Source organism: Luteibacter pinisoli (genome assembly GCF_006385595.1).
GTDB classification, from domain to species: domain Bacteria; phylum Pseudomonadota; class Gammaproteobacteria; order Xanthomonadales; family Rhodanobacteraceae; genus Luteibacter; species Luteibacter pinisoli.
In genome coordinates this window covers 1,174,615-1,191,940 of record NZ_CP041046.1, presented here as the reverse complement: position 1 = coordinate 1,191,940, position 17,326 = coordinate 1,174,615, and the positions used below count along the sequence as shown (strand labels likewise).

The following is a 17,326-nucleotide window of genomic DNA, read 5'->3' as shown; positions in this document are numbered from 1 at the left end:
CTCAGGCGACCACCTCGAAGGGACGCATCATCTCGTTGGCCTCGTGCTCGGCGAGATGGCAATGCCACGCATAGCGGCCGGCGTAGCCGTCGAACGTGGCAACGATCCGCGTCACCATGCCTGGGTACGACTGGACCACATCCTTCCACCCACGCTCGTGCGGTGGAGGGAGCTGGGCCAGGCCGACGTAGCGGATGGTTTTCTTTTCCATGTACTCGTCGACGTCGTACGGACGCCGGTCGAGGATCTGGAAACGCACCAGGTGCAGGTGCACGGGATGCGTGTCCTCGGTGAGGTTCACCAGGTTCCACATCTCCGTGCTTCCGATCTTGATCGTTTCCGTCACCGGATCGTGCCAGCGCTTGCCGTTGAGCAGCATGAGCATGGGCGTGGCGACGCAGTCGCTGTACTCGTCCAGAGTCATCTCGCGGGTCTTTGACGCGCTGGCTTCGGTGACACGCGGCAGGTCGCGCAGCACGTCCGGTACACGGCTGTCGTCCTGCACCGCGCCCTGCCCCACCGCGAAACGCATCAGCGGCAGTGCGTCGTTCATCAGTTCCACCGTGCCACCGCGCAACGGGGCGAAGTCCACGACGATGTCGGCGCGTTCGCCGGGCGCGAGAAAGATGGCGCGCATCGTCGCGGGCGCGGCGAGCAGACCCTGGTCCGAACCGATGACCTGGAACGGCCGGCCGTCCTTGAAGCGAAGGTGGTAGAAGCGCCCGTTCGCGGCGTTCACCACGCGCAGCCGGTAACGGCGCGGCTGCACGTCGGCGCGCGGCAGGATCGCCCCGTTCACCAGCGTAAGGTTGCCAAACACTTCGGGGACCCACGGCGCCGTCGCGTCGCCGGAGTCCGGGTAATACAGGCGGCCGTCGTCGCGCAGCCAGCGGTCGGCGATGACCAGCGGCAGCTCGAAGTCGCCCGACGGCAGGCCGAGCGACAGCTCGTGCTCGTCGCGCAACAGGTAAAGGCCCATGAGCCCGGCGTACATGTTCAGCCGGTTAATGCCCATGGCGTGGTCGTGGTACCACAGCGTGGCGGCGTCCTGCGCGTTCGGGTAATGATGCCGGCGCGACTTGCCCGGCACGTACCAGTCTTCCGGGTAGCCGTCGTCCTTGCGCGGCACCTTCGCACCGTGCAGATGGGTGATGGCGCGCACCAGCGGCTTGTCCGCTTCCGCTCCACAGATGTTGTGGTCGACGGGAAGGAAATGCTTGGTCGGCAGGCCGTTGTCCCAGGACACATCAAACGCCTGGCCGCTGCGTGCTTCGATCGTCGGGCCGGGATAGCTGCCGTTGTACGTCCACAGCTCGGTGGGCGGCAGGTCGCGATGCAGCTTCTGCTGGCTCGCCGCCATGCGCACCGTCAGGAGCTTGCCCGGTTCAGGCCGGAGCACCGTCGGGATCGGCAGCGGATCGACGAACGCGGCGAGCTTCGCCGGATCGACCAGCCCCGGCATCCGCGTGGTATCGCCCATGGCGTGCATGCACAGGTCGTTTCCGACCTTGCCGGTCGGCGCCATCTCCATGTGCTTCATGTCGTGCGCAAACAGCCGCGACGGGATCCATCCCGCCGCGGCCGCGCTACCCACCGCCTTAAGGAAACGGCGGCGATCAACCATGCCCGTTACCGGGCCACGGACGGCCCTTCGGCTGGCCCGTCGTCTCGTCGAGGATCAGCGTGCGGCCGAAGAACCGCGGCAGGAAGAAGTCGAACATGCCGTCGATCCGGCCCGCCGAGGCGTCGCTGGAACCGCCGCCGATGCGCTTGCCTTCCAGCCAGTTGTCTTCGATGAAGCGCGTGATCGAGCTCTGGTCGGTGACGTTGTGGTCCACGAAGTTGTCGCGAGCCCACGGTGACACCACCAGCAGCGGCAGGCGCGGACCAAAGCCGCAGCGGCCCATGGCCGGCGTCTTGCCATCGATGCCCGGAAGCACGGTGCGGCCCTTGCACACGCCGTCGCCGTCAAGCGCGTCGGTGGTGCCGGTGGAGGCATGCACGTGCGGCGGATCCTGGTGGTCGTACCAGCCATCGGAGTCGTCATACGCGATGACCACGGCCGTGTCGTTCCACTCACCGCTCTTCTGCAGGGCGTTCATCACCTTCACCACGAAGGCCTGCTCATCCAGCGGATCGGAATAGCCCGCGTGGCCGTCCTGGTAGGCCGGGGCCTTCAGGAAGCTCACCGACGGCAGGTTGCCCGCGTCCAGCGCATCGTAGAAATCCTCGATGTCGTACTGGTGATTGGCAGCGTCCGTCTTGCCGATGTTCGCCACCGAGGTCGGCCGCGCATGCGTCGGGTTCGCCGTGGAGGGGTAGTACTGGAACGGCTGGTGGTGCGGGCTGTAGTCGTTTGACGTGGTGTTGGTCACCGCCGACAGCGTGCGGCGCGTGCAGCCGGTGCTGCCATCGGGGTTGGCGCGGGTCAGGTCAAACCCGCCCTGGAACCAGCCCCAGGTCACCTTCTGGTCGTTCAGCAGGTCACCGATGTTGCGTCCGCCCATGGTGGCCTGGTTGGACGTCGGCGAGGAGCAGACGTCGCCGATCGGATCCGGGTCGCCGATCATCGTCAGGCCGCCATGGCCGTCGTCGGTTTCCGCGCCGGTACCGTTGAGGGTGTCGATGACGCCCGCGGTCTGGCCGGAGATCAGGTTGATCGCACCCGGGCTCGACGGGCCGAACACCGTGCCGTAGCTGTTGTCGCTCATCGCGAAATGCTGGGCGTAGTTCCAGTAGGCCGTGACGGTGTTGCCGTCGTAATAGCCCATGACCTGGCCCTTGCCCTCTTCCGAGGCGTCGCCGCCCGGCAGGGTCTCGCCGTGGCCGGTGTACAGCGGGAACAGATCCATCTTGCCGCCATGGAAGGCGCGCTGTTCCGAGGTGTAGCCGTGGTCCTGGTCGGCGGTGGCGGCCTGGGCCCGGGTCAGCCGGAACGGGTTGATCGCCGCATCGGCGTTGGCCGTGTTCGTCGCGTTCGGGTTACGGGTCAGGAGCTTGTGGTCCAGCCCGTTGACGTTCGGCGTGAAGGGCCGTGCGTAGAACGCCGGCTCGCCGCGGCCATTGCCCGCGAAGGGGTAGGTGCCGAAGTAATGATCGAAGGAGACGTTCTCCTGAAAGATCACCACGATGTGCTTGATGGGGGTGGACGTGCGGGGGTCGCTGCCGTGACCGCCGTGGCCGAAGCCGAAACTCAGGGCGCTGGAGGCCGCGTCCGCCGGGGCGGTCTGCTGGGCGACGACCAGGGTGGCGGCCGAAAGGGAAAGCACGCAGGCAATGCCCGCGGCCAGGATCTTGCGCATGACAGTGGCTCCTCGGTGGTGGATGCGCCGACTAGCTATGGGCCGCATCCCCTGTCATGCGGTAAGGGGAAGCGTAGGAACCTGTTGTGACAGCCAAGGGACAAAATGGCCGATGTTTGAGCTTTTCCTCAAACCATGACTTTCGTCACAGTGGGCCCCTTCCCGCCTCCGCAAGGACTATCCTCGGGCGGGGCCGGCGCCGGGGAGTGCCGATCCGTGACCATCCACTGAGGGATATCCATGACCAAGCAGTACCTGAAGCCGCTCGCACTGGCGCTGAGCGTCGCGCTCGTCGGCACCGCCTGCAGCCAGCACAACGATGCCGATACCGCCGCCCCGGCTGCCAGCCAGCCCGCCGCCGCCAGCACCGCGCCGGCCGTGGCCGCCGCCCCGGCCAAGCCGACCTTCGATGTGGCCGAGCTCGATACCGGCATCAACGCGTGCGACGACTTCAACGGCTTCGTCAACAGCAAGTGGGTGGCCGCCAACCCGATCCCGGACGACCGCACCCGTTGGGGCGCGTTCGACCAACTGGCCGAGAACAGCCTGAACACGCAGCACGACATCGTCGACGCCGCGAACAAGGGCGCCGACAGCGCGAAGGCCGGCACCATCGAGCAGAAGATCGGCCTGATCTACCGCTCGGGCATGGACGAAGCCGCGATCGAAAAGGCCGGCGTCGAGCCGCTCAAGCCGGAACTGGCCAAGATCGACGCGCTGAAGTCCCCGCAGGACATCGCCGACTTCCTCGACGCCAGCTTCAACGACGGCAATGGCTACGTGTTCGGCTTCGGCTCGGGCGCGGACTTCCAGAACGCCAAGGTGCAGATCGGCTACGCGCAGCAGGATGGCCTGGGCCTGCCGACCAAGGATTACTACACCGATCCGAAGCAGGCCGATAACCGCAAGGCCTACGTCGACTACATCGCCAAGACCCTGACCCTCGCCGGCGTGTCCGACGCCGACGCGAAGAAGCAGGCCGACGACATCATGAAGTTCGAAACCCAGCTGGCCTCGGCCTCGCTGGCACCGGTCGAACTGCGTGCGCCGGAAAACCAGTACCACTTCGTCTCGGTGAAGGAAGCGGACAAGATCACCCCGCACTTCAACTGGGAGAAGTTCTTCGCCGCCCAGGGCGTGACCATCGACAAGGGCTTCTCGCTCTCGCAGCCGAAGTTCTTCAGCCAGTTCGACAAGATGCTGGCCAGCACCCCGGTCGCCACCTGGCAGGCCTACCTGCGCTTCCACGCCATCGACAGCGCGTCGCCGTACCTGTCGAAGTCGTTCCAGGACAACAAGTTCGACTTCTACGGCAAGACCCTCGCCGGCCAGCCGCAGCAGAAGCCGCGCTGGAAGCGCGTGCTCGGCACCGTCAATTCGTCCATGGGCGAAGCGCTGGGCCAGCTGTACGTCGCCAAGGTGTTCAAGCCGGAAGCGAAGCAGCGCGCCAACGAGCTGGTCGACAACGTGCGTAATGCCCTCAAGGCGCGCATCGAGAAGCTCGACTGGATGAGCGACGAGACCAAGCAGAAGGCCATCGCCAAGTGGAACACCTTCCTGCCGAAGATCGGCTACCCGGACAAGTGGCGCGACTGGTCGGGCCTGGAAGTGGCCGGCGATAACTACTTCGGCAACGTCGAAGCCGCCAGCAAGTTCAACTACCACTACGACATCGCCAAGATCGGCAAGCCGACCGACCGCCTTGACTGGGGCATGACCCCGCAGACGGTGAACGCGTATTACAACCCGACCGACAACACCATCAACTTCCCGGCCGCGATCCTGCAGCCGCCGTTCTTTGATGCCAACGGCGACGACGCGATCAACTACGGCGGTATCGGCGCGGTGATCGGCCACGAAGCCAGCCACGGCTTCGATGACGAAGGCAGCCAGTTCGATGGCGAAGGCAACAACAAGAACTGGTGGACCGACGCGGACAAGAAGAAGTTCGAAGAGCGCACGGGCCGCCTGGTCGCGCAGTTCAACGACTACGCGCCGATCAAGGACAAGCCGGACCTGCACGTCAACGGCAAGCTGACCCTGGGCGAGAACATCGCCGACCTGGGCGGCCTGAACGTGGCGTACGACGCCCTGCAGGAAGCACTGAAGAAGAACCCGCAGGAAGCGGAGTCGAAGATCGACGGCTACACCCAGGACCAGCGCTTCTTCCTGAACTGGGCCCGCGTGTGGCGCGGCAGCGTCCGCGAGAAGCAGGCGATGCTGTACCTGAACGTGGATCCGCATGCACCGGCATCGCTGCGTGCCATCGGCGCGCCGTCGAACATGGAAGCGTTTGCTAACGCTTACCAGTGCAAGGCCGGCTCGAACATGGTCCGCTCGGGCGATAAGCAGGTGAAGATCTGGTAACTCGCGTTACCTATCGATCACTGCGATAGACGAAGACGCCGCACTCACCGTGCGGCGTCTTTTTTTATTGCCATTGGGAGGGCTCGCCTTCGGCATCGCGGTAGCGCTCTGACGTGGTCGCGGAGAGAGCCCTGGGTGCCCACCCTCGCTGCTCAGACAACGCTCTGCGTTCGAAAGAGAGAGCCGCTACGCGGCTGGCTTTCTTATTGGCCTACGGCCGCGAACCGGTGGCTGGGCGGGGGTTTTCGACACGACATTCCCTGTCGTGGCGAAAACGGTGGGCCCTCCATGGCCCACCCCCTGCGGGCCTGATCCTTCCAGCCCCCTCGCGACACTAAACTCGCCTCGAGGGTGGGCACCCAGGACTCTCTGGACGGCCATGAGGGTTGTGGCCGGAGAGCAAAGCCTCCGCGACGCCGCGAAAGCGCTGGGCGGCACGAACGAAGCAGATGGTTATCGCAGGACGGTTCGCTTCGCGACTGCCCATGCGGCGAAAGCCGCGATATGGAACGACAGTGTCCAGGTGAGCGCCCAAACGATAAGGTTGATGTCCGCTCTCAGGAAGGTGTCAGAAATCCCGATCGCGTTGCAGAGGGCATCGACGACGGGGCTCTCAAGCGGTGGCCAGGGTCCGAGAATCTCACGAACCACTAGCAGCGAAGCTCCGACGAGACACACCCAGATGGTCGAGACGACCAGAAAGATCATTTTTCTCAAGAGACGACAACTCGTCCATAAACCGTCACATCCGTACCGGGAAGCTCATGGGGCTTCGCATCGAGAATGATTTTCCGAAGATGCAGGAAATCCATGAGGAACGGCAACGTGATGCATCCGATGCTGCGACCTGAACCAACGGCGGGAAGGAGTCTGAAGTTCCCTCGCATCACGCCGTCGCAATACGCTTCGTCATCGACGGCTTCGTCAGCCGGATACAGCGAAAACCAAAGATCCTTCTTGAGCAAAGGATCAAGCTTCGCCGCAAGCCCTCCCGAAAGACGATCCACGATGTAGTACGTGCCGACGGGAATAGGGCCGGATGCTGGTTTGCACTGCGCACTCCACTTATTGACGTGTGGACCGTTTCCGGAGAACGCAGGGAAGCTGGTCTGGCCGACGGTGATTGCGCTCATATCCAGGCCATTGAGGCGAAAGCGACAGTTCAACATGTTCTACCTCCGATGATGAAAGGGACCGGATAGTCCCACATCGCGACGGCATATTTGCAGGCGATTTCGCTCAAGGTGAATCGAAGGGAAATCACGGCGCGATGAATGCAGCGTTGCGCTCTACGTTGATGGCTGAAGTATGTATAACGCCATGCGACTTCGGGGCTCTTCATGCTCTGAAGTCACCCCACTTCGCTGCGTATCGTTGAGGAATTTCGTGAAAAGTATTTACCTGAAACTTGCTGACCCGACTCTTCCAGGGGAGTCTTCTGATCGAGAGCACAGCCAGTGGATCGAACTGTTTTCCTGGGTGCAGGAGATTGCTCAACCGACGTCACGTGTTGCCTCGACATCGGGAGGCCATACGATTGGCCGTGCCGAGCACGAAGACATGTTGGTGATGAAGCACATGGATACATCCAGCCCGCTTCTCTACCAGGCAGTTGCGGGTGGCACCACGTTCAAATCGGCACAGATCGACTTCTACAGGGACGCAGGCGACGGAAAGCGGGTGAAATACCTCGAGATCCAGTTGAAGAATGTTCTGGTCTCGCGCGTGCGAGCCCTCACGAGCGAGAACATGCTCCCGGTAGAAGAGGTCTCGCTCAGGTACTCGGCGATCCAATGGAAGTACCAGAAACAAAACATTGATGGCAGCCAGGGCGGTGCCGTCCTCGGCGCATGGAATCTGGCTACGAACACGCGGACCTTCCAGTAACACCCGTCGCCTCCCAAATGCCGCCCCATAACGGATGGTGTGCGGCTCGTGCGACACGAAACGGGGCGCGTGGACTGGGTGGTGGGCAGGCCCCTGGGGCCGACATAAGCGGAGGGCCGCTTACCGTGTCGATTGTCGCGATGAAGGTGCCTACGGCCCGGTCCGAAGGTCCGCGTCTGGCGGCCCCAGGGGCCTGCCCGCCGCCGACTCCGCCACACCCAACGGAGTAATTGCAACTCGTTCTCATTCTCTTTACGATAGGCGTTCAGTAGGTGTCGCACCCTGCCATAACTAGGGACACAACCGAGCCGTTCCCACCGTGGGCCACCCGCCCGCGCGGGTGAGCTTGTGTCTGCGACAGCCCAAGCCCTTCCAAGCCCTCCAAGGAAAGCCCATGGCCCACATCAAAAGCCGCAAGCACGCCGCCCCCGCCGCGCGCACCGTCGGCGCCGCCGTCCTCCTCAGCCTCGCCCACAGCGCCGCCGCCACCGACGTGCCGCCGCAGCAGGCCAAGGTGAACGACGCACAGGCGCTTCCCGGCATGCAGGTCGAGGCCGACCGCTCTTCCGATTACCGCGTCGACAAGGTCTCCTCGCCCAAGTTCACCCAGAGCCTGCTCGACACCACGCAGAGCATCCAGGTCATCGGCAAGGAGCTGATCCAGCAACAGGGTGCCACCACCCTCACCGAGGCGCTGCGCAACAGCCCGGGCGTGGGCACCTTCTATGTCGGTGAAAACGGCGCCAGCAGCACCGGCGACGCCATCTACATGCGCGGTTTCGATACCTCGGGCAGCATTTTCGTCGACGGCGTCCGCGATCTTGGCACCGTCTCGCGCGATGTGTTCAACATCGAGCAGGTCGAAGTCACCAAGGGTCCGGACGGCACCGAGTACGGCCGCACCGCACCCACCGGTGCGATCAACCTCGTCACCAAGCAGCCCGTGCTCGGCAACGGCGTCAGCGGCAGCGTCCAGGGCGGCAGCGCCGGCCGCGAGCGCGCCACCGCCGACCTCAACCGCCAGATGGGCGATACCGGCGCGTTCCGCCTCAACGTGATGAAGCAGAACAGCGGCGTCGCCGGCCGCGACCAGGTGGAACAGAACCGCTGGGGCGTCGCGCCCTCGCTCGCCTTCGGCCTGGGTACGCCCACGCGCGTCTATCTCGACTACCTGCACGTGAAGCAGCGCAACACGCCCGACGGCGGCGTCCCCACCATCGGCCTGCCGGGCTACATGGCGCCCGACAGCCGCGCCTTCCTCGCCAACGCGCCGAAGGTCGATTCCGACAACTTCTACGGCACGCGCCAGGACCACGACAACAACACGCAGGATCTCTTCACGGTCCTCGTCGAGCACGATTTCAACGACCAGGTCGCGCTGCACAACACCACCCGCCTGGGCCGTACGCAGCAGGACTACCTGCTCACCTCGTTCATGGGTGCCACGGCGAACCTGCTGACGCCTAACCCCACCGATCCGTCGACGTGGACCATCACCCGCAACCTGCCGACGTTCAAGCACCAGTCCAACCGTATCGCCACCAACCAGACCAATGTCACGGTGTCGATCGATTCGGGCGATGTGAAGCAGGACATCAGCGCGGGCATCGAGCTCACGCAGGAAAAGGCACGCGCCATCGGCATGGCCGCGCTGGCCGGCAGCACGTGGCCCGCCGCGAACCTGTACAAGCCCTACTCCGACGTCGGTGGCCTGCTGTACGGTGAAAACGGCACGCGCAGCGACGGCAAGACGAACACCGCCGCGGCCTACATCTTCGACACCGTGAAGATCGGCGAGGCCTGGCAGATCAATGCCGGCGTCCGCTTCGACCATTACAAGACCGACTTCAACAGCCTGGTCGTCTGCGGCGCGCGTAACGGCCCGGTGTGCGGCACGCTGCCGGCCGGCAGCGTCGTGCCGGGCGTGGACGCGACCAAGAGCGACAACCTCAAGAACTACAAGCTCGGCATCCTGTACAAGCCCGCCGCCAACGGCAGCATCTACGCCAACTTCGCCCAGTCGCAGGAGCCGCCGGGCGGCAACACGCTCACGTTCTCCACGGCGACCAACAGCGCCGACAACCCGAGCTTCGACCCGCAGAAGGCGAAGACGGTGGAAGTGGGCACGAAGTGGGACCTGCTCGGTGAAAAGCTGCTGCTGACCGGCGCGCTGTATCGCACGACGGTGACCAACGAGCTCGTGCAGGATCCGACCGACCTGCTCTACTACCAGATCGGCAAGAAGCGCGTGCAGGGCGTGGAGATCAACGCCGTCGGCAAGCTCACCGACGACTGGGCGATCAGCGCGGGCTTCACGACGATGAACGCCACCGTCGAGACGGGTACCAACGTCTCGCAGGACGGCAGCTCCGACCTGGCCTACAACCCGAAGAAGGCCTTCACCTCCTGGATGACGTACCACCTGCCCTTCGACCTCACGATCGGCGGTGGCGCGCGTTACAACGGCGAGATGAAGCGCGGCACCGATGGCGCCATTGGCACCCCGGACCATACGCAGGGCTACTGGGTGTTCGACGCCATGGCCAGCTACCCGGTCAACCGCCACTTCGACCTGCAGCTCAACGTCTACAACCTTGCCGACAAGAAATACGTGGCGGCGATCAACAAGAGCGGATATCGCTACACTCCGGGCATCACGCGCTCGGCGATGCTGAGCGCCAACGTCCGCTTCTGATCGCCCCGAGGGTCATCCATCATGCTCCTGCACATTCCCGACGTGCTCACCTCAGGCGAGGTCGCAGGGATGCGAAAGCAGATGGACGGTGCTGAGTGGACCGATGGCAGGGAAACCGTCGGTCCGCAAGGCGCCAGGGTCAAGCGGAATCTCCAGCTTCCGCAGGCGTCACCGTTGCGCCAGGCGCTCGGTGACCAGGTGGTGGCGGCCCTGGGCCGCCACCCGCTTTACCATGCCGCGGTGCTCCCGCTGCGCACCCTGCCGCCGCGCTTCAACCGCTACGAAGGCGGCGGCGAGTACGGCTTCCACATCGACGGCGCGGTGATGTCCGCCGGTGACGGCGAAACGCACATCCGCAGCGATATCTCCTGCACGCTGTTCCTGAGTGATCCGGACGAGTACGACGGCGGCGAGCTGATCGTCAGCGACCTCTACGGCGAACACGAGGTGAAGCTCCCGGCAGGCGATGCCATCGTCTACCCGTCCTCCAGCCTGCATCGGGTGACGGCGGTGACGCGTGGCGCCCGTATCGCGTCGTTTTTCTGGGTGCAGAGCCTCGTCCGTGATGACAGCGCGCGGCGCATGCTGCTCGAAATGGACACGGCGATTCGCAAGTTCACCAGCGATGGCGCCGACCAGGCCGCGATCCTGCAATTGACCGGCGTGTACCACAATCTGCTGCGGCGCTGGGCGGAAACCTGAAAAGCCGCGAATCGGCGCCGTTTTTGCATGAAACCATTTAAAGGTAGGCACGGGGGCCCCGGGGCGGGATAATCGTCCGCCCCCTTTGCTGTCGTGTGCCCTTGAATAGCATGTTCCAACCTGGTCAACGCTGGATCTCCACTGCCGAACCCGAACTCGGCCTCGGCACCATTCTTCGCGTCGAAGGGCGCGGTGTGCAGGTCCTGTTTGCCAAGGCAGGCGTATTACGTCCTTACGCCGTGGATAGCGCCCCGCTTGTCCGTGCGGAATTCCGCGCCGGCCAGCGCGTGGCCGGCAAGGGCCTCGCCTTTCTCGTCGAGCGTGTCGACGAGCGTGAAGGCCTGCTGGTCTATCGCGGCGAAGGCCGTGAGCTCGAAGAGGGCCAGCTGGACGACGAGCAGGCCATGTCCCAGGCGGATGACCGCCTGATCGGCGGCCGCACCGACACCAACGACAAGTTTGACCTCCGTGCGGAAGGCCTGCGCCGCCGCGCTGAAGCCCGCCGCGCGGCCTCGTGGGGCCTGGAATCGGCCCGCATCGGCCTGGTACCGCACCAGCTTCGCGTCGCCGGCATCGCTGCCGCACGCCGTCCGCCCCGCGTCCTGCTCGCCGACGAAGTCGGCCTGGGCAAGACGATCGAGGCCGGCATGATCCTGTCGCGCCAGCTCGCCGCCGGCCGCGCCAGCCGCGTACTGCTCCTGCTGCCGGAAACCCTGGTGTACCAGTGGTTCGTGGAGCTGCTGCGCCGCTTCAACCTTTCGTTCTCCATCTTCGACGAAGAGCGCTGCGAGGCCATCGAACAGGCCAGCGACGGCCGCAATCCGTTCGAGGACGAGCAGCTGGTCATCGCCGACTTCGCCTTCCTGGAAAGCGCGCCCAAGCGTGCGCGCCAGTTGGTCGAGGCCGGTTGGGACCTGATCGTCGTCGACGAAGCGCACCATCTGGAGTGGACCCCGGAAGGCGCGAGCCCCCGCTACACCCTCGTCGAAGAGCTCGCCGTCGCCACGCCCGGCGTGATCCTGCTAACCGCGACGCCGGAGCAGCTGGGCCGTGCAGGCCACTTCGCCCGCCTGCGCCTGCTCGATCCGCAGCGCTACAGCGACCTGGACAGCTATCTCGCCGAGTCGGCCAACTTCGCGCCGTTGTCGGAGCTGGCGACCACGCTGGCCGAGGGCACGCCCCTGGACGCCGCGCAGCGCGCGCTGATCAGCGAACGCTTCAAGGGCGACCGTGAAATGGCCGCCCTGCTCGACCGCCCGAACAGCAGCGCCGCGCTGCTGGCCGCGCTGATCGACCGCCATGGCACCGGCCGCGCCATGTTCCGCAACCGCCGCGCCGGTATCGGCGGCTTCCCGAGCCGCGTGCCCGACTTCATCACCATTGACCCGGACACCCTGGGCCCGGGCCGTCGCGAATCCCTGCTGGCCGAGTTCCGCTCGGATATCCAGCAGCCGCCGGCGCCGCTCGAGTTCGACTATTCCGACGACCCGCGCATCACCGCGCTGATCGGCCTGCTTGAGGCACACCCCGAGGACAAGTTCCTCCTGCTGTGCCGCAGCCAGGGCAAGGTGATGGCCATCGAGGACGCCCTGCGCACGAAGAGTGGCGTGGGCGTGGCGCGGTTCCACGAAGGCCTCGGCATCGTGCAGCGCGACCGCAACGCGGCATTCTTCGCCCAGCGCGATGGCGCCCGCCTGCTGATCTGCTCGGAAATCGGCTCCGAAGGCCGCAACTTCCAGTTCGCCCATCGCCTGGTCATGTGGGATCTCCCGCTCGACCCGGATCTGCTCGAACAGCGTATCGGCCGCCTCGACCGCATTGGCCAGAAGCACGAGATCGCCATCCACGTACCCGTCGTGGCGCAGAGCGCGCAGCACATCCTCGCGCGCTGGTACGACGAAGGCCTGGACGCGTTCCGCAGCAGCCCCGCCGACGGCCGCGAGCTGCTCCGTCGCTTCGGCAGCCTGCTCGCCACGCTGGCCGATGAACACGCGCGCGAAGACGACGACCGCGACCAGGAACTGGACGCGCTGATCGCCGAAACCCGTGGGGCGCACGAGGAACTCTCGGCGCTCATCCACGCCGGCCGTGACCATCTGCTCGAACTCGCCGCCAGCCGGGATCCCCATGCGGACGACCTGGCCGGCAGCTTCGCGCGCGACGACAACGACCCGTCGCGCGATGCCTTCATCCAGCGCCTGTTCGAGATGTACGGCGTCCACGCCGAAGAGCTGGCGAAAGACATTATCATGCTCGATCCGCAGTACCTGTCCACCGACGGCCTCCCGGGCTTCGCGGACGGCCCGCTGTCGATCACCTTCTCGCGTGACACCGCGCTGGCTCGCGAAGAGCTGCCGCTGCTGCGCATGGATCACCCGATGGTGCTGGCCGCCGTGGACCTGCTGGTCTCCGGTGAAACCGGCAACGCCGCGTTCCTGGTGGACGACAACCTGCCGGTGCGCACGGCGTTGCTGCAGTCCGTGTTCGTGCTGGAAGTGGTGGCCAATCGCAGCCTCGACGCCGGGCGTTTCCTGCCGACGACGCCGCTGATGATCTCGGTGGATACCAAGCTCACCGAACGGCCGAACTTCCGTCCCAGCGACGTCGCCATGCGCCGCGCCGCGGATCGCAACATCGACGTGGCCCGCTACCGCAAGTTCCTGTCCAAGCTGGTGCCGCCCATGCTCGAGCATGCGAAGGACCTGGCCGAAGGCCGCGCGGAAGTGCTCAAGATTGAAGCCGTGGAAGCCGCCACGGCCGAGCTCGATGGCGAATTCAGCCGCCTGCTCGCGCTGCGCGGCGTGAATCCGTCGATCACCGAGGCGGAGATCCAGGCGGTGGCGGCGGAGCGTAGCGACCTGCTCGCTGCCCTGCCCGATGCTCGCCTGCGGCTCGATGCCGTGCGCTTCGTGGTGAGCCCGGACTTCCTCGCGCTGCGTTGAGCCCGATCAGAAGCTCTGGCGTGGCGGCCTGACCCGCCACGCCCAGAGCAACGCCAGGCCGGCCACCAGGCCGCCCAGGTGGGCGAAGTGGGCAATACCGGACAACGTGCCGGTCACGCCGAAGAACAGCTCCGCGGCACCGTACAGCGTGACGAACAGCCACGCCGGGATGCCGACGGGGATCGGGATAAGCATCAGCTTCTCCCGCGGGAACAGCATGGCGAACGCCGCCAGCAAGCCGAAGATGGCACCCGAGGCACCGACCGTCGGGTACATCTTGTCCGGCTGGAAGAAATACAGCACCGCCAGCTGCGCCACGGCCGCCGCCACCAGGCAGACGAAGTAGTAAATGGTGAAGCGGCGCGCACCCATCACCCGTTCAAGCAACCCGCCGAACATGTACAGCGCGTACATGTTCAGCACGATGTGCATGACGCTGCCATGCAGGAACGCGTACGTCACCAGCTGCCAGGGCCGGAAACCGAGCCCGGCGATGGTGCCGTCGCCCATGTCCACCGCGATGTCGTGGCCGAAGGGCCACAGCCCCAGCCAGCGCGTGATCGCCATCGTGTTGTCGTCGTCCAGCAGCAGCTGCAGGGCGAAGAGCACGACGTTGGCGATCAGCAGGTTGCGGGTAACCGGTGGCAGGCGCGGTGACATGGAAGCTCCGTGGGTGGCGAACCGGATCAGCCGGCCGGCAGCGGCGTAGGCTGCAGGATTTCGATCCAGTAGTCATCCGGGTCGCGGATGAAGGCGATGTGGCTCATGCAACCTTCGCTGAGGCGCTTCTGGAAGGTAACACCCAGGCTCTCGAAGCGCGCGCACGCCGCGCCCACGTCCGGCACGCTGACGCACAGGTGGCCGAAGCCGCGCGGCTCGGTATTGCCGTTGTGGTACGGGGTTTTTTCCAGCGTCTCGGTGCCGTGGTTGTGCGTGAGCTCAAGCACACCCGGCTGGCCCAGTACCCAGCGCTTGCGCGCCTCGTCGTCGTCGGGGATGACCGAGCGGTCACCGACGAGCACGAGGTAGACGATGGTGAACGCCGCCTCCTCGAAGATGTGCTGGTACACCGGGGTGAAGCCCAGCACGCGCGTATAGAAATCCAGCGAGGCCGTGAGGTCGCGCACGCGGATCATCGTGTGGTTGAACACGTAGCGCCGGGTGGGGATATCCGGCGTCGCGGTGACGCCCGGCAACGAGGTGAGATCGGAAAGGGACATGGGGAGGGTCTCTTGGGGGACAAAGGCTAAGGGTGACTGCACCCCCCACGCCATTGCAACCGCGCCAACGGCCACCCTACACCCAACGAGCAAATCGCCTACACAGAAGCACGGGCGCCGCCCTGCCGGAACGACAGCAGCAAAAGCACCGCCGCCAGCGCGCCGTAGGCACCGACAAACTGCCAGACCAGCGCGCGCATCGCCGGCTCAAGCAACCACGGCAGATACACCGCGCCGATCGGCTGCACGGAGTGAATCACCCCGAACGCCGTGAGCACCGCGCCCAGCGCGACGATAGCCGCCGCCTTGCGCACGTACCCATCGATCATCGCCACCACGAAGCTGGCCCACACCATCGAGGTGATGATGAAGCCGTTGCCGAGGATCACGATGACCGCCATCTCGGAGAGGCCATGCGAGCCATCGGCGTATAGGGCGGCGAAACGAGCCGGATCAACGATGGACGGATCGCCCAGCTTGATCGCCAGCATGCGCGCGATGGCCGGGAAGAAACTGAAGACCACGGCCGCGGCGTAACGCAGCGGCACGGCCTCGAAGGCCTGCACCGTGATACCGATGGCGACGAAGACCAGGATCGGCGCCAGCACGGCCACCGGGAGCAGTTCGACGAGATTGGAGAGGTAACCGAAGACGCCACCCAGCCCAATGACCAGGCCGGTCACCAGCGTGTAGCCGGTGCGTGCGCCCATCGCCTTGTAAGCCGGCTGGCCGATGTACGGCGTGGTCTGCGCCACGCCGCCGCAAATGCCCGCGACGAGGGTGGCCAGCGCTTCGACGAGGAGGATGTCGCGGGTCGGGTAATCGTCTCCGGCCGCGCGAGCGCTTTCGGTCACGTTGATGCCACCGACGACCATCAGCAGGCCGAAGGGCAGGATCAGGGCCAGGTACGGCACGGTGGCGGGCAGGCCTTCGATGAAGCCCATCGAGGGCATGGGAAAGCCCAGGCGCCATTCCCAGGCCGCGGGGGTGTGGTAACCCGTGCCCAGCAGGCCGAGCGGCCCCAGGCCGTAGTAGAGAGCGACGGCAACGATGCCCGCGCCAAGCACGCCCGGTGTACCGAACGGCAACCGGCGCTTCGCGACGAGGGCGTAGAGGACGATCCCCAGCCCGGCAAAGCCCACGACCGGCACGCGCATGATCTCGACCAGGGGCAGGAAGCCCATCAGCACCAGGGCGATGCCGGCGATGGATCCCAGCAGGCCGGCGCGCGGTACGGAGCGCTGCACCCACGCGCCGAAGAACGACAGAACGAATTTCAGCACGCCCATGACCACCAGGGATGCCATGCCGAGGCGCCACGTGGCCTCGCCTGCGGCTTGCGGGTCCATGCCCCCGGCACGATAGCCCGCGAAGGCGGGCCCGAGCACCAGCAGCGCCATGGCGATGCTGGTGGGGGCATCGAGGCCCAGCGGCATGGCGGTGACGTCCGCCCTGCCCGTCTTCGCGGCCAGCCGCCTGGCCATCCAGGTGTAGGCCAGGTTGCCCAGCAACACGCCCAGCGCCGTGCCGGGGAACATCCGCCGGTAGACGATATCGGCCGGCATGCCAAAGATGCCGATCAGGGCCGTGGCGAGGAACGCCAGGATCGACAGGTTATCGACGACGAGGCCAAGGACACCGTTGAGGTCCCCGCCGCCGAAAGCGCGACGGCGCCCTGTCACCACGGGCGCGGCCATCAGAACGACACGTCCGCGGGCTGGGTCACGCGCAGGACGGACTGGTCGCCCGTTTTGGCCTTCCATGCCACGCGGATCGCTTCGACATCCGCGCGGTGCGCCGGCGTATCGGGGTAAAGCAACAGGAGCAGCTTCGAGCGAAGACGCTCAGGCCGGGACTGGCCCTTGCCCTGCCATTGGCCGTAGACGTCCACCACGGAAAGGCCGTCGGGAAAACGCGAGCTCACTTCGCGATCCAGGAACGCGCGCCAGCCGGCTTCGTCCACGCCGGTGTTCGTGCCTTCGACACCCAGCCCGAAGTACAGCTCGGTGCGTACCCATCCCGCCGTCGTGCCGGGGTGGGCGGCATCACCCGCCAGCGTGGCCGTGGTCGTGGCAGGCCCGTGCGCAGTGGGCGTGGTCACGCAGCCGGCGAGGAACAGCGAGGCGACGAAGGCGAACCCTGCGATCGTTTTCATGGGGCGTCCGGAAAGGATGTGGTTATGGACGTCCATACGGCCAGACGTCCGTGCTA

12 protein-coding genes are annotated in these 17,326 nt (G+C 65.6%); 5 read left to right on the top strand and 7 right to left on the bottom strand.

From position 1 onward, the window contains the following. Nucleotide 1 precedes the first annotated feature (1 nt). Both FIV34_RS05415 and FIV34_RS05410 read right to left on the bottom strand, forming a co-directional pair. Nucleotides 2-1,624 (bottom strand): multicopper oxidase family protein, encoded by a 1,623-nt coding sequence (locus tag FIV34_RS05415; RefSeq protein WP_246058754.1) that lies wholly within the window; start codon nt 1,622-1,624, stop codon nt 2-4. Beyond that, nucleotides 1,617-3,302, bottom strand: a complete 1,686-nt coding sequence (locus tag FIV34_RS05410; RefSeq protein WP_139980418.1) for a phospholipase C — start codon at nt 3,300-3,302, stop codon at nt 1,617-1,619. Before FIV34_RS05410 ends, FIV34_RS05415 begins: the two co-directional genes overlap by 8 nt. A gap of 240 nt (nt 3,303-3,542) precedes the next feature. On the opposite strand from FIV34_RS05410, the gene FIV34_RS05405 reads away from it, so the two are divergent. Next, complete coding sequence (locus FIV34_RS05405; RefSeq protein ID WP_139980416.1) at nt 3,543-5,669, top strand: M13 family metallopeptidase; 2,127 nt, start codon at nt 3,543-3,545, stop codon at nt 5,667-5,669. 713 nt (nt 5,670-6,382) lie between these two features. Here FIV34_RS05405 and FIV34_RS05400 read toward each other — a convergent pair. Then, nucleotides 6,383-6,838 carry a DUF2778 domain-containing protein gene (locus FIV34_RS05400; protein WP_139980414.1) on the bottom strand — a complete coding sequence of 152 codons (456 nt, stop codon included), beginning with the start codon at nt 6,836-6,838 and terminating at the stop codon, nt 6,383-6,385. A 217-nt stretch (nt 6,839-7,055) separates the two neighbouring features. On the opposite strand from FIV34_RS05400, the gene FIV34_RS05395 reads away from it, so the two are divergent. The 4 genes from FIV34_RS05395 to rapA all read left to right on the top strand — a co-directional run bounded on the left by FIV34_RS05395 (nt 7,056) and on the right by rapA (nt 13,895). Continuing rightward, a complete protein-coding gene (locus tag FIV34_RS05395; protein ID WP_139980412.1) occupies nt 7,056-7,556 on the top strand; it encodes an Hcp family type VI secretion system effector in 501 nt (166 codons plus the stop codon). A 394-nt stretch (nt 7,557-7,950) separates the two neighbouring features. Beyond that, nucleotides 7,951-10,251, top strand: coding sequence for a catecholate siderophore receptor Fiu (locus FIV34_RS05390; protein WP_139980410.1), 2,301 nt, complete (start codon nt 7,951-7,953; stop codon nt 10,249-10,251). 21 nt (nt 10,252-10,272) lie between these two features. Next, nucleotides 10,273-10,953 carry a Fe2+-dependent dioxygenase gene (locus FIV34_RS05385; RefSeq protein WP_139980408.1) on the top strand — a complete coding sequence of 227 codons (681 nt, stop codon included), beginning with the start codon at nt 10,273-10,275 and terminating at the stop codon, nt 10,951-10,953. A gap of 110 nt (nt 10,954-11,063) precedes the next feature. After that, complete coding sequence (rapA, locus tag FIV34_RS05380; RefSeq protein WP_139980406.1) at nt 11,064-13,895, top strand: RNA polymerase-associated protein RapA; 2,832 nt, start codon at nt 11,064-11,066, stop codon at nt 13,893-13,895. Between the two features lie 6 nt (nt 13,896-13,901). Here the strand turns inward: rapA and FIV34_RS05375 are convergent, their stop codons facing one another. From FIV34_RS05375 to FIV34_RS05360, 4 genes are all read right to left on the bottom strand, one after another. Continuing rightward, a complete protein-coding gene (locus tag FIV34_RS05375; RefSeq protein WP_139980404.1) occupies nt 13,902-14,555 on the bottom strand; it encodes a rhomboid family intramembrane serine protease in 654 nt (217 codons plus the stop codon). A 26-nt stretch (nt 14,556-14,581) separates the two neighbouring features. Next, the gene (gloA, locus tag FIV34_RS05370) at nt 14,582-15,115 is read right to left on the bottom strand and encodes a lactoylglutathione lyase (RefSeq protein ID WP_139980402.1); all 534 of its coding nucleotides are present in this window, start codon (nt 15,113-15,115) and stop codon (nt 14,582-14,584) included. Between the two features lie 98 nt (nt 15,116-15,213). Further along, complete coding sequence (locus FIV34_RS05365; RefSeq protein WP_139980400.1) at nt 15,214-16,812, bottom strand: hypothetical protein; 1,599 nt, start codon at nt 16,810-16,812, stop codon at nt 15,214-15,216. Continuing rightward, nucleotides 16,812-17,270: a DUF3574 domain-containing protein gene (locus FIV34_RS05360; RefSeq protein ID WP_139980398.1), complete on the bottom strand. Its 459-nt coding sequence runs from the start codon at nt 17,268-17,270 to the stop codon at nt 16,812-16,814. The genes FIV34_RS05365 and FIV34_RS05360 overlap by 1 nt, the downstream gene beginning before the upstream one ends. Nucleotides 17,271-17,326 lie beyond the last annotated feature (56 nt).